This is a genomic window from Nocardioides sp. CPCC 206347 (genome assembly GCF_048654605.1).
Classification (GTDB): Bacteria; Actinomycetota; Actinomycetes; order Propionibacteriales; family Nocardioidaceae; genus Nocardioides.
On the sequence record NZ_JBMCYZ010000001.1, the window covers coordinates 295,918 to 308,958 of the forward strand.

Annotated in this window: 13 protein-coding genes; 4 read left to right on the top strand and 9 right to left on the bottom strand. The window is 71.0% G+C overall.

All coding sequences use genetic code 11. The features are described from left to right. Window positions 1-2: 2 nt before the first annotated feature. The 3 genes from ACOACQ_RS01360 (at window position 3) to ACOACQ_RS01370 (ending at window position 2,573) form a co-directional block, all read left to right on the top strand. Window positions 3-911 carry a DMT family transporter gene (locus tag ACOACQ_RS01360; protein WP_420287441.1) on the top strand — a complete coding sequence of 303 codons (909 nt, stop codon included), beginning with the start codon at window positions 3-5 and terminating at the stop codon, window positions 909-911. Between the two features lie 92 nt (window positions 912-1,003). Then, window positions 1,004-1,486: an SRPBCC family protein gene (locus ACOACQ_RS01365; RefSeq protein WP_378597494.1), complete on the top strand. Its 483-nt coding sequence runs from the start codon at window positions 1,004-1,006 to the stop codon at window positions 1,484-1,486. Between the two features lie 40 nt (window positions 1,487-1,526). Then, on the top strand, window positions 1,527-2,573 hold the full coding sequence (locus tag ACOACQ_RS01370; RefSeq protein WP_420287442.1) for an NADase-type glycan-binding domain-containing protein: 1,047 nt from the start codon (window positions 1,527-1,529) through the stop codon (window positions 2,571-2,573). On the opposite strand, the gene ACOACQ_RS01375 is transcribed toward ACOACQ_RS01370, so the two are convergent. From ACOACQ_RS01375 to ACOACQ_RS01395, 5 genes are all read right to left on the bottom strand, one after another. Further along, a complete protein-coding gene (locus tag ACOACQ_RS01375) occupies window positions 2,560-3,561 on the bottom strand; it encodes a threonine aldolase family protein (protein ID WP_420287443.1) in 1,002 nt (333 codons plus the stop codon). The genes ACOACQ_RS01370 and ACOACQ_RS01375 overlap by 14 nt on opposite strands. After that, on the bottom strand, window positions 3,558-4,895 hold the full coding sequence (locus ACOACQ_RS01380; protein ID WP_378597491.1) for a class II 3-deoxy-7-phosphoheptulonate synthase: 1,338 nt from the start codon (window positions 4,893-4,895) through the stop codon (window positions 3,558-3,560). Before ACOACQ_RS01380 ends, ACOACQ_RS01375 begins: the two co-directional genes overlap by 4 nt. A 143-nt stretch (window positions 4,896-5,038) precedes the next feature. Further along, window positions 5,039-6,535: an APC family permease gene (locus ACOACQ_RS01385; RefSeq protein ID WP_378597490.1), complete on the bottom strand. Its 1,497-nt coding sequence runs from the start codon at window positions 6,533-6,535 to the stop codon at window positions 5,039-5,041. A gap of 88 nt (window positions 6,536-6,623) precedes the next feature. Further along, entirely contained in the window at window positions 6,624-7,832 is a 1,209-nt protein-coding gene (locus ACOACQ_RS01390; RefSeq protein ID WP_420287444.1) for an amidohydrolase family protein, read from the bottom strand. Window positions 7,833-7,898: 66 nt separating this feature from the next. Continuing rightward, window positions 7,899-8,927, bottom strand: coding sequence for a 6-phosphofructokinase (locus ACOACQ_RS01395; protein WP_378597488.1), 1,029 nt, complete (start codon window positions 8,925-8,927; stop codon window positions 7,899-7,901). Between the two features lie 40 nt (window positions 8,928-8,967). Between ACOACQ_RS01395 and ACOACQ_RS01400 the strand changes: the two genes are divergently transcribed. After that, window positions 8,968-9,786, top strand: coding sequence for a DUF1028 domain-containing protein (locus ACOACQ_RS01400; protein ID WP_378597487.1), 819 nt, complete (start codon window positions 8,968-8,970; stop codon window positions 9,784-9,786). A gap of 14 nt (window positions 9,787-9,800) precedes the next feature. On the opposite strand, the gene ACOACQ_RS01405 is transcribed toward ACOACQ_RS01400, so the two are convergent. Genes ACOACQ_RS01405 through macS form a run of 4 tightly spaced genes read right to left on the bottom strand, consistent with a single transcriptional unit; the run spans window position 9,801 to window position 13,030 of the window. After that, window positions 9,801-10,712, bottom strand: a complete 912-nt coding sequence (locus ACOACQ_RS01405) for a hypothetical protein (RefSeq protein ID WP_378597486.1) — start codon at window positions 10,710-10,712, stop codon at window positions 9,801-9,803. Beyond that, window positions 10,705-11,349, bottom strand: a complete 645-nt coding sequence (locus ACOACQ_RS01410) for a response regulator (RefSeq protein ID WP_378597485.1) — start codon at window positions 11,347-11,349, stop codon at window positions 10,705-10,707. Before ACOACQ_RS01410 ends, ACOACQ_RS01405 begins: the two co-directional genes overlap by 8 nt. A gap of 23 nt (window positions 11,350-11,372) precedes the next feature. Further along, window positions 11,373-11,882, bottom strand: coding sequence for a flavin reductase (locus ACOACQ_RS01415; RefSeq protein WP_420287445.1), 510 nt, complete (start codon window positions 11,880-11,882; stop codon window positions 11,373-11,375). Then, window positions 11,879-13,030, bottom strand: a complete 1,152-nt coding sequence (gene macS, locus ACOACQ_RS01420) for a MacS family sensor histidine kinase (protein WP_420287446.1) — start codon at window positions 13,028-13,030, stop codon at window positions 11,879-11,881. Before macS ends, ACOACQ_RS01415 begins: the two co-directional genes overlap by 4 nt. Window positions 13,031-13,041 lie beyond the last annotated feature (11 nt).

Sequence of the window (13,041 nt, forward strand, 5' to 3'; positions counted from 1 at the left end):
GGGTGACCCAGCCCGACGGCCGCCGCACCACCCTGCTGGCAACGCTCGCGTTGCTCGCGATGACGGCCTGCTGGGGCTCGACGTTCTTCCTCATCAAGGACCTGCTCGACCGGGTACCGACGGTCGACTTCCTGGCCGTCCGCTTCCTCATCGCCGGCGCCGCGATGCTGCTGGTCGCCCCGCGCGCCATCAGCCGGCTCTCCCCCGAGGTCCGCCGCCGCGCGCTCGTCCTCGGCAGCCTGTACGGCGTGGCACAGATACTGCAGACGGCGGGACTGGCCCACACACCGGCCAGCGTGTCCGGCTTCATCACCGGCCTGTACGTCGTCGCGACCCCGCTGTTCGCCGCCGTCATCCTGCGCAGCCGGATCTCCGGGGCCACCTGGGCAGCCGTCGTGCTGGCCACCGTCGGACTCGGCGTGCTCTCCCTCGAGGGCTTCTCGATCGGGTACGGCGAGGCCATCACGCTCGTGGCCGCGTTGCTCTACGCCGCCCACATCGTCGGGCTCGGCGCGTGGTCGAAGCCGGCCGACGCCCTGGGCATGTCGATCCTGCAGGTGCTGGTCATCGCCGCCATCTGCACGGCGGCCGCGCTCGTGACGGGCGAGCCGGGCGTCGTACTGCCGGACCGCGGAGCGGACTGGGCCTCGGTCGTCTACATGGCCCTGGTCGCGGGCGCCGCCGCGCTGCTGGCCCAGACATGGGCTCAGGCGCACCTGCCGCCGACCCGCAGCGCGATCATCATGAGCATGGAGCCGGTGTTCGCGGCGTTCTTCGCGGTCCTGCTCGGTGGCGAGTCGCTGACGGGCCGGATGGCGATCGGCGGCGCGATGGTGCTGACGGCGATGCTGGTCGTCGAGGCGATTCCCCGCCGCAAGATCGAGGGGGAAGTACCCCACATCGCGGTGTGAGCTCCTGTCCGAGTTTTGTCACGCGCTGGGGTGGCGCACCACGGCGACCGGGCGCACCATGGAGGTCTGGGGGAACCTTGAGGAGTGAATCCATGGCTGGTCACGTCATTCATGTCCACGGCACGATCCCCGCTCCGCCCGAGCAGGTGTGGGACGTCATCACCGACATCGCCCATGCCGACGACGTGCTCCGCAGCGTCAGCGAGACCGAGGTGCTGACCGAAGGCGAGTACGACGTCGGCACGGCGTGGCGCGAAAGGCGCACCCTCTTCGGCCATCACGGTCCCGAGGAGATCCAGGTCGTCGAGTCCCTGCCGCCGCTGCGCACCGTCGTCGAGGCCGAGGTCGGCCACGACATCATCCGGACGGCGTACCGGCTCACGCCGACGGGGCAGGACCGCGCCCAGACCCGGCTGGCGATGACGACGACGGTGGAGATGAGCCATCGCTCACCGATGTCGCGCGCGATCTGGGCGGCCTTCGGCGGCTTCAGCTACGACCGCACCCGCAAGGTCCTGGAGCACGACCTGGAGGACATCGAGGCCGAGGCCAGGCGTCGCGCCATGGCTGGATAAGCCGCCCCCCACGCTGGCTCGCGGTAGCGTTGCCCCCGCGATGACCACCCCGACCTTTTGCACCGACTGCGGGCACGAACTCGGGATCGGCCGGTTCTGCACGAATTGTGGCAGGCCCGTCCCCGGCCGACACCCCGAGGCGACGCCCACTGTCAGCGCGCCCGCAGCCCCGTCGGCGGCCTCGTCACCGCAGCCCAGGTCCGCACCCGTCGTGCCGCCGTCGGCCGACCAGGTCCCGCCCTCCGCGCGCTATCCGATGTACGCCGACGCACCGCCGACCGTGACCGCCCCGACCACCCCGACCACCCCGACCACGTGGCCGCAGCCGACACCGCCCCCGGTCCCGGTGCTGGCGCCGTCGTACCCCGCCGCTCCGAAGGACCCACGACCCTGGCTGCCCTGGGTGATCGCGCTCGTCGTCCTCGCCCTCGTGGCCGCCCTCGGCGCCTTCCTTCTCCTCGGCGGCGACGACGGCGAGCAGGCCGCCGACGACAGCCGTGACGACCGGAGCCAGAGCGGTGATCCGTCCGGCGAGGGCTCCGAACCGGGCGCTCCGGAGCAGCCCGACGCCACCGGCACCGGCGCACCGGTCGATGCCCCCGACCCCGACGACATCGAGGACCTGACCAGCGACGTCACGGCCACGGTGCCGTCGATCGCGCAGCCCAGTCGTGACCGCAAGGGCAAGCCGGTGAGGTTCGTGGTCGCGAACATGTGGGACGGCAGGCCCCGCACCGCGTGGCGGATGGCTGGCGACGGCACGGGCGAAACGCTGACCTTCGACCTGGGCGAGGAGGTCGTCATCACCGACGTCGGCATGATCAACGGCTATGCCAAGGTCGACGGGCCGATCAACTGGTATCGCAGCAATCGTCGCGTCCGCGCGGTCCAGTGGGAGTTCGACGACGGCACCCGGATCACGCAGGAGTTCGGCGACAAGCAGGCCATGCAGATGGCGGCCATCGGTCCGGTGACGACCCAGACGATCAAGGTCCACCTGCTGACCGTCACGGCACCCGGCAAGACGGACGGTCGCGACTTCACCGCGATCAGCGAGGTCCGCTTCCTGGGAGCTACCGCGGACTGAGTCCGGCGAGTGCCGCGGCGGCGCTCTCCGCGTCGGCGCGCGTCACGTCGAGGTGGGTGACCATGCGGACCGTGCGGGCACCGACGGCGCTGATCAGGACGCCGGCCTCGCGCGCCGCGGCCACGAAGCCGGGCGCATCGGCGCTGTCGAAGGCGACGATGTTGGTGTCCACCGTGGCCGGGTCGACACCGCACGCCTCGGCCAGGAGTCGGGCGTTCTCGTGGTCGTCGGCCAGCCGCTCGACATGGTGGTCGAGGGCGTGCAGGCCCGCCGCGGCAAGGATCCCGACCTGGCGCATCCCTGCGCCGAGCCGCTTGCGCCGGACGCGGGCCTCGACCATCTGCTCGCGGCTGCCGAGCAGCAGCGACCCTGCCGGGGCGCCGAGGCCCTTCGACAGGCACACGGCCATCACGTCGGCCACCGCGCCGTACTCCGCCAGCGGTGTGCCGGTCGCGACGTGGGCGTTCCAGATCCGGGCGCCGTCGAGGTGGACGGCCACGCCCCGCTCGTCGGCGAAGGCGCGCAGGGCCTTGAGGTCTGCGAGCGGCACGACGGTGCCACCGGCGAAGTTGTGGGTGTTCTCCACCGAGATCGCGGCCGTCCTGACGAAGAACGGGCCGAGGTCGGGCGCGAAGAGGTCGTCGAGCGCCGTGAGGTCGAGCTGGCCGCGCGGGTGGGACCAGGTGCGCATGGTGACGCCACTGACGGCGGCGTGGGCCCCGAGCTCCGCGCGGGCGATGTGTGCGCGCGCCTCGCAGAGGACCTCCTGTCCGGGCGCCACCACCAGGGAGACGGCCAGCACGTTGGCCAGCGAACCGGTCGGCGTGAACAGGGCGTCCTCGTGGCCGAACAGTCCGGCCACCCGCTCCTCGAGCGCGCGGACCGTGGGGTCCTCGCCGTAGACGTCGTCGCCCACCTCGGCCGCGGCCATGGCCGCGCGCATCGCGTCCGTCGGACGCGAGACCGTGTCGGAGCGGAGGTCGATCACGCCTTGCGGAGCATTTCTGCCACCAGGAAGGACAACTCCAGGGACTGCACGCGGTTCAGGCGCGGGTCGACGACCGACTCGTAGCGGTGCGCGAGGCCGAGCTCGTCGAGCTCCTCGCCGCCACCGATGATCTCGGTGACGTCGTCGCCGGTGTTCTCGACCAGGATGCCGGCCGGGACGGTGTCGAGCGCGCGGTGCACGTCGAAGAATCCCTGCACCTCGTCGATGACGTCCTCGAAGCGGCGCGTCTTGTAGCCGTTCGACGCCTCGAAGGTGTTGCCGTGCATGGCATCGCAGACCCACGCGACGTCGACGCCCTCGGCGGTGACCTTCTCGACCAGCGCGGGGAGACCGTCGCGGATCTTGCTGGCACCGAAGCGGGTGATGAAGGTGAGGCGACCGGGTTCGTTGGTCGGGTTGAGCTTGGTGGCCAGCGACAGCGCGTCATCGGCGGTGGCCGACGGCCCGAGCTTGCAACCGATCGGGTTGCGGATGTGGCTGAAGTACTCGACGTGCGCGCCGTCGAGCTGGCGGGTGCGCTCACCGATCCAGACCATGTGGCCCGAGACGTTGTACGGCGCCTCGGTGCGCGAATCGATGCGCGTCATCGCGTGTTCGTACTCCAGCAGCAGCGCCTCGTGCGAGGAGTAGAAGTCGACCCGGTGGAACTCGTCGGGGTCGGCGCCGATCGCCTGCATGAAGTTCAGCGCGCGGTCGATCTCGGCGGCCATCGCCTCGTAGTGCTGGCCGACGGGGCTGTTGCGGACGAACTCGGAGTTCCAGGTGTGCACCTGGCGGAGGTCGGCGTACCCACCCGTGGTGAAGGCGCGTACGAGGTTCAGCGTGGACGCGGACGCGTGGTAGACGTCCAGCAGTCGCTGCGGGTCGTGGCGCCGCGAGTCAGGAGTGAAGTCGAAGCCGTTGACCGCGTCGCCGCGGTAGGCCGGCAGCGTGATGCCGTCGCGGGTCTCCGAGTCCGAGGAACGCGGCTTGGCGTACTGGCCGGCGAGCCGGCCCACCTTCACGACCGGCACGGACGCGGCGTAGGTCAGCACGACCGCCATCTGCAGCAGCACGCGCAGCTTGTTGCGGGTGTTGTCGGCCGTCGCGTCGACGAACGTCTCGGCGCAGTCACCGCCCCAGAGCAGGAAGGCCTCGCCCCGGCTCGCCGCCGCGATCTTGGACTTCAGCTCGTCGCACTCGCCTGCAAAGACCAGCGGAGGAAGCGTGCGCAGTCGTTCGACGGTCGCGGCCAGGGCCGCGGGGTCGTCGTACGACGGCTGCTGCTTCGCGCCGATGGCGTGCAACTGCTCGAGGGACGGGAGATTGCTCACTCCCCAAGAGTACGGCGCGGCACCGGGACCCGCCGAGGGGGAGGCCCCTCGCGGACAAGGCGCGTGCGGCAGCGCGGTGGGAGGCGATCGCTGCGAGCTTGCTCGCCCGAAGGCATCGCCGGAAACGCGCTCGCGCAAATCAATCAGTCGTCCGTGGGATCGATGTCCATGTGCTCGATGTCGGCGAACTGTCCGCCCTCGGGCTTGTAGAAGATCCGGGTCACGCCCCAGAGCACCACACCGAGCAGCAACATGAACCCGGCGATGACGTACTGGATGCGGTCGGGCGCCAACCGTGCCCACGGCCCGAGGAGGTACAGGCAGAACGCCGCACCGAGCACCGGGACGACGGTCGGCGCCTTGAAGTGGCCACTGTCCGGTTCGCGGCGCAGGATCAGGCAGGAGATGTTGACGATCGAGAAGACCGCCAGCAGGAGCAGGCCCGTGGTGCCGGACAGGGCGCTGACGACCGAGACCTCGGTGCCCTCGGCGGCGTCCCCGAGCTTGGCGTCCCGCAACCGCACCACGGCGATGATCAGGCCCATGGCCAGCAGGGTGGTGAAGGTGATGGCGGCGTACGGCGTGCGCCGGCCCGGGAGGACCTTGCCGAGGACCGGCGGCAACACCTTCTGCTGCGACATGCCGTAGAGCAACCGGCTGGCCATCAGCATGTTGATCAGCGCGGTGTTCGCCACCGCGAACACCGTCAGGAACGGGAAGATGTCGTCGATCGGCAGGTCGGGCGCCCCGAGCTTCACGACGTCGATCAGGATGCCGGCGTCCGCGTTGGTGGGCTTCGCGATGTCGCCCGGCGGGATCACGATGATCACCGAGATGGCCACCAGCATGTAGATCACGACGGCGATCCCGAGGCCGGTCAGCATCATCTTCGGGAAGATCCGCTCCGGCTCCTTGGTCTCCTCGACCATGTTGACGGAGTCCTCGAAGCCGACCATCGAGAAGAACGCGATGGCGGTGGCGATGGTGACCGCCATGAACATGCCCTTGTCGGACGGGCTCTCGAACACGGTGATCCGCTCGAGGTCGCCGTCTCCCTTGGCGATCACCGAGAAGCCGATGACGATCACGATCGCCAGGGCGCTCATCTCGATGAGGGTCAGGACCACGTTGAACTTCACGCTCTCGCCGACACCGCGCAGGTTGATCAGGGCCAGCAGGCCCATGAAGACCAGCGCGACGAAGAGCGCCCACCCGGGGGTGGTCGGCACGCCCGACCAGATCTCGTTCAGGCCGAGCAACAGGTTGTTGGCCAGCAGGTTCGCCGAGGTCGACGCACTGGTGATGCCGGAGCAGATCACCGTGAACGCCACGAGGAAGGTGATGAAGTGGATGCCGAACGCCTTGTGCGTGTACAACGCGGCACCCGCCGCCTGGGGGTACTTCGTGACGAGCTCGAGGTACGAGAAGGCCGTCAGCGTCGCGACCGCGAAGGCGACCAGGAACGGCAGCCACGCGATGCCGCCGACCTGACCGGCCAGGCGACCCGTGACGGCGTAGACGCCGGCGCCGAGGATGTCGCCGACGATGAAGAGCAGGAGGAGCCCGGGCCCGAGGACCCGCTTCAGCTCCGGCTGTCCCTGCTGGTCCGGAACGCTGGTACTGGTGGTGTCTGTGGTCATCGGGCTTCCCGTCCTGCCGAGTCAGAAGGCTTGTGTCCCCGCGGATCACCCTCGCGCACGGCGGCGCGAATGTGAAGCACCTGACGTGCTACCGCGACACGGCCGTGTCGCCGCGCACCATCACGGCCAGGGGTGAGCCGAGGCTTCGGGGCGCGGCGTGCAGGTCCCCGTCGACGACGAGCAGGTCGGCAGCGAGGTCCCGCTGGAGCCGACCCGTGACCGTCCGGAGGCCGCACGCCTCCGCGGCACCGGCCGTCCCCGCGGCCAGCGCCTCCTCGAGCGTCCAACCGGCAGCCACCAGGTCCAGCACCGCGAGCCAGGCGTTGCCGTGGGCCTTGAGCGGCATCGCGCCGGCATCGACACCCGGGACGACCCGAACACCGTGTCGGTGCATCCGGCCCACATCAGCGGACCGCTGGGCGAAGAAGGTGAGCATGTCCATCCCCAGCCGGTCCATGATCGCCTGCACCTGGGGCGGGGGCGGCGGCATGGTCGCGACGAGTGACATGTCGTTGCCCATCGTCGGATCGACCACGACGCCGGCCGCGGCCGTGCGTGCCAGCAGGTCGTCACTCAACTGGGCGCCGTCCTCGGTGACCCCCGTGAAGTGCTCGATCCCGTCGACGCCGGCTGCCAGGGCCGCCTCGATCGCGGCGAGCGAATGGGCATGGGCGAGGACCGGCAGACCACGATCGTGCGCGGTGTCGACCACCGCCCTGAGGGCCGTGACGGCGTACTGCACGCCGACCATGTCGGTGCCCGGGGTGAGGAAGCCACCGCTGGCCATCACCTTGACGACGTCGGCGCCGCGCTCGTGGCGCTCGATCACCGCAGACCGCAGCTCGTCCTCGGTCTCCGCGACGGCGCCGAGGAAGTGGCAGTGCCCACCCGGCGTGGTCACGGGCGGCCCCGAGGCGACGATTCGCGGGGAGCCGGCAGCACCGCGATCCCGTGCCACCAGGGTGCGATAGCCCCGGTCCCCGAGGTCGCGGACCGTGGTCACCCCTGCCGCGACCTGCGCGGCCAGCGACTGCACGATCGCCGCATCGATGGCCTCCTCGTCGAGCGCGCCGACCCGCTCGAGGGCACCGAGTGAACCGTCCGAGACGAGATGGACGTGGGCGTCGACCAGGCCCGGCATCAAGGTTCCGTCGTACGAGGTGACCGGGCAGTCCGACGGCGCAGTGAAGTCCGCCGACTCCACGCCGACGATCCGGTCGCCCTCGACCAGCACCGTCGCCCCACCCGGAAGGAACCTGTCGCCGTCGAACGCGCGGGGAGCACGCCACGCCTGCACGAGTCGAGTGTGGCCCCGAACGGGCGTCCTTGTCACGGGCCGCGGTCACGGGCCACGCGGCACCTGTCAGCCGAAGAAGACCTGCGCCTCGGCGTACTCGGCAGCGCTCACGACCTTGAGCGCACCGGTCCCCTCGATGAGCGGGACGCGGACGATGTTCGTACCGCGCAGGGCCACCATGACGCCGTACTCACCGTCGGCGACGGCGCCGATCGCCTGCAGCCCGAACCGGGTGGCCAGCCAGCGGTCGAAGGCCGAGGGCGTGCCACCCCGCTGGATGTGGCCGAGTACGACGGCGCGGGCCTCCTTGCCCGTCCGGTGCTCGATCTCGCTGGCGAGCCGGTCGCCGATCCCGCCGAGCCGGACGTGGCCGAACGCGTCCTTCTCCCCGCTGGCCAGGGTCATGCCGCTGCCGTCGGCCGGCAGGGCGCCCTCGGACACGACGATGATCGGGGCGTATTCGCTCTTGAAGCGCGTCAGCACGTGGGCGCAGACGGCGTCGATGTCGAAGGGGATCTCCGGGATCAGCACGGCGCTGGCACCACCGGCGATGCCGGCGTGCAGGGCGATCCAGCCGGCGTGGCGCCCCATGACCTCGACGACCAGCACGCGGTGGTGCGACTCGGCGGTCGTGTGCAGCCGGTCGATCGCCTCGGTCGCGATGTTGACCGCGGTGTCGAAGCCGAAGGTGAAGTCGGTGCCGGAGAGGTCGTTGTCGATCGTCTTCGGGACACCCACGACGTTCACGCCGAGCTCGGCCAGCTTCGTGGCGACGCCGAGGGTGTCCTCGCCGCCGATCGCGACGAGCGCCTCGACCCCGGCGGCCGCGAGGTTGTCGGTGATCCGCTGGACGCCGCCGTCGACGGCGAACGGATTGGTCCGCGAGGAGCCGAGGATCGTGCCACCGCGCGGCAGGATGCCGCGGCACTGCTCGATGCCGAGCGGCATGGTGATGCCCTCGAGCGGGCCGCGCCAGCCGTCACGGAAGCCGACGAACTCGAAGCCGTGTTCATTGACGCCCTTGCGAACGACGGCGCGGATGACCGCGTTGAGTCCAGGACAGTCGCCGCCACCGGTGAGCACTCCTACGCGCATGTCTCGACCCTAACCATGTTCCGGGAACTACGGTTGTGCCATGACCTTCTCGATCGTGGCCAGGTCCGCCGACGGTGACACGTGGGGTGTGGCCGTCGCTTCGAAGTTCCTGGCCGTCGGCTCCGCTGTTCCTGCTGCCGTCGCCGGCGTCGGCGCCGTGGCGACCCAGGCCGATGCCAACGTCGCCTACAAGGGCCTGGCGCTCTCGCACCTGGACGAGGGCGCCACCGCGTCCGTCGCGCTGCAGCGACTGATCGAGGAGGACGAGGGCCGGGCCCAGCGCCAGGTCGGCATCGTCGACCTCGATGGCGGTGCGGCCTCCCACACCGGCGCCGAGTGCATCCCGTGGGCCGGCAGCCGCACGGGCGACGGCTGGGCCATCCAGGGCAACTGCCTGGCGGGCGTCGAGGTCGTCGACGCCATGGAACAGGCCTGGCTCGAGAGCGACGCCGACGCGGCCCTGCAGGACCGTCTCCTCGCTGCCCTCGCCGCGGGTGACGCTGCGGGTGGGGACCGGCGGGGCCGACAGTCGGCGGCGATGCTGGTGGTCCGCGACGGTGCCGGGTACGGCGGTCTCGACGACGTGGCCGTCGACCTGCGGGTCGATGACCACGAAGCACCGATCGACGAGCTGGCCCGCCTCCTGGACCTGCACGAGCTCTACCTGACGGCGTCGACCGAGGACGAGAAGGTGGTCGTCGACGACGCGCTGCGTGCCGAGCTGGAGACCTTCGCCGCCGGCGAGGGCCATCGCGACTTCGCGGCGTGGGTCGGCACCGAGAACTACGAGATGCGGGTCGCAGCCGACCTCTCGTGGATCGACGAACGCATCCTCGCGGTGGTCCGCGGCGACGGCTGATCCTCCCGCAGCGCTCAGCGGCTTGCTGCGCGCTCCAGGGCCTTCTGGGCCGCGTCGCGCTCGGCCGTCGCGGTCCTGAGGTCGGCGGCCGCTGCGTCGCGGACCTCCTCGGCCTCGCCGATCTCCTCCTCCAGCCCGTCGGACTGCTCCTCGAGGTCGGCGAGCCGACGGCGGAGCTCGTCGATCTCCGCCTGCACCTGCAGCGACCGCGCCGAGAGCCGCTCGACCTCGGCGAGCGCGTCATGGTGCGTGGAGCTCGCGTCGTCGTACTCGTCGACAGCGAGAGCGAGCCGTTCCTCGGCCGCCGCGATGGCCTTGGCCGCGCGGTCCGGGTCGGGGACGACGTGCAGGTCGGGCGGCCCGGGCAGCACCGCCTCCCGGGCACTCGCCTCGAAGCCCAGGGCTTCGGGCACGGCGATCGCGCCGGCCAGGTCGGCGGGGTCCATCGGCTCCACCCCGGTCGTGTGCAACGGCGTGACCAGCAGTCCGCTGCGCACCGCGCGTCCGCACGCCTCGTCCACCATTGCTGCGGTGAGGGTGGCCTCGACCTGTTCGGCCACCGCCTCGGTGACCCGGAAGCCCTCGTCGCCGGCGAGGCGGCGCGCCTGCGTGGTGACGGCCGCGGTGACCTGGCGTCGCTGCTTGGTCAGCGCACGCAGCTCCCCTGCCGACATGGCCTGTTGCGCCTCACGGAGGGCGGCTCCGACGTTGAGCACCTGGTCGACCTGCGCGGCTTCGCGTCGTACGAGCAGGTTGACGACCCAGGCAGCCGTCGCCGGCTTACGCAGCGCCTTGACCCGGGGAGCCAGCGGCGTGCCCTTGAGCTCCTTCACCCGGGCATCGCGCGCGGGCGTGAACTCCGCGAGCGGCAGCGCGTAGAGCTCGTCGGCGATCTCCAGCAGCTCGTCGGTCAGCTCGTCAGTCATCGAGCCCCTGCTCGATCGCGTAGCGGGTCAGCTCGACCCGGTTGTGCATCTGCAGCTTGCGCAGGGTGTTCTGCACGTGGTTCTGCACCGTGCGGTGCGACAGCACCAGCCGCTCGGCGATCTGCTTGTAGGACATCCCCTTGGCGACCATCTTGAGGATCTCGGTCTCGCGCTCGGTCAGCTTCTCGCCCGGCGGCGTGGTCGGCTCGTTCATCCGCCGGAACTCCCCCAACACCAGCGCAGCAAGTCCCGGCGTGAAGACACTGTCGCCTGCGGCCACGCGGCGTACGGCGGCGACCAGCTCCGTCCCGGACGCCGACTTGACCAGGTAACCGGTGGCACCAGCCTTCACCGCCGCCAACACGTCGTCCTGCTCCCCCGACGCCGACAGGATCAGCACCCGCGACGACGGATCGGTGGCCAGCACGCTGGCGGTCACCTCGACGCCGCTGGGCTCCGGGATCTGCAGGTCGAGTACGACGACCTGGGGCCTCGTTGCCTGGAACCGGTTGATCGCCTCGGTGCCGGTGGCGGCCGTGGCGACGACAGCGAACCCGGCGGCCGTCAGGTCGCGCTCGACCGCATCACGCCACATCGGGTGGTCGTCGACGACCATCACCCGGATCTGATCGGACATGGGTCGACCCTAGACCGGCGAGCTCAGGCTCGGTGGAACCGGCCTCGCCGGTGCAGCAGCGCGTCGTCGGCTTCGCTCTCATCGATCTCGACGTGCTCGATCACGACCTCGACCTCGACGGACCAGCCGACCTCGCGCTCGCCGATCAACCGCACGGCGGCCCAGGTGTCGGCCGAAGCGAGCCGGGGGCCGTGATCGGAGTCGACGAACTCGGCCTGCCGGAACGGCCCGCCGGGCGCCGGCGCGGTGCCGGCGAACGCCTCGGCCAGGTCGCGATCGGCCCACGAGAGCAGCTGCACCACGGCGACACCGTCGTCGCGGAGCACGTCGAGCAGGTCGGTGTCGGGATCGAGGAGCGCCAGGATCGACGGCGCCGGACCGAGGGCGACCATCAGCGACGAGACCGTCAGCCCCGCTCGCGATCCGCCCTGACCGGCGGTCCACAGCGTGACGGCACCACCGACGCGGGCCCGGAAGCGCCGGGCCGGATCAGGATCGGCGTCCGCGAACGGGTGCGTGCTGTGGATCGTCATCGGTCTCCTCGTGAGGGGGTGACGCGAGGGACCACGAAGGTCCACTCCGTCCCGTAGGACCCGGTGTCCAGGGTGGCTTCCCCGCCCAGGTCGTTGATCCGGCCCCGGATCGATTCGAGCACCCCGAGGCGGCCCTGCTGCTCGGCGTCCTCGAGGCGTCCAGCCGCAATGCCCGGGCCTTCGTCGCGGATCGTGACCTCGACCCGGTCGCCGAGGTCCTCGAGCAGGATCCAGGCCGGGGCGTCCTCACCGACGTGCCGGCTCACGTTGTCGAGGCAGGCCTGCGCGGCAGCGGTGATCTCGGCGACCGCGTGCGCCGGCAGTTCGATCGCGCCCGCAGGCAGCGCCACCTCGGTGTGCGGCCGGGCCCCGAGGCGCCCGAGCGCGGCAGCCAGGTCGGCGCTCGTCCCTGTGGTGCGGGCGGAGGTGACCGCGTCCTGGGACCGGATCAGCGTGCGCAGCGCCTGTTCCTGCGCTCCCGCCAGCCTGCCCAGCTCGGCCGCCTCTCCGCCGAGCTCGCCGCCGCGTCGCTGGACGAGCGCGAGGACCTGAAGCACTCCGTCATGGACCACCCGGGCCAGGCGTGCCCGTTCGGCGGCTGCGGCGGCCTCGCTCTGAGCGCGGTCACGATCCGCAGCCATCGCCGTGAGCGACTCGCACACGAAGCCGACCATCGAGCCGCCGAGCAGGATCAGGAAGACGTTTCCCCAGTCCTGCTGGCGGACCTCGGCGCGGCTGAGCAGGTCGATCGCACCGAGCAACACCGCGGCGACCGTGCCGCCGCGCCAGCCGTAGCGAACCGCCCACGCCAACAACGCACCGACGATCCAGTAGCCGGGGATGGTCGCGTGGAACCACTCCCCCTTCACCACCGGGGTGGCGAGCAACAGGGCAACCGCCAGTGCGAGGTCGGCCACCAGGACCGCCGGGACCCGGCGCTCCGGGGCCGCATAGACGACGATCGCCGCGACGGTGCCGGCCGCCATGACCCCGAGACAGGCCCAGCCGAGGGCGGGATGCTCGAAGTTGCTGCGGTAGGCGTTGAGCGTCACCGCGTAGACCAGGACGACCACCCGCAGCACCGCGAGCGCCCGGAACATCCGGTTCTCGACGGCGACCGCAGCCCGGGTCGTCGTACCACTGGTCACGACGGAGTCGG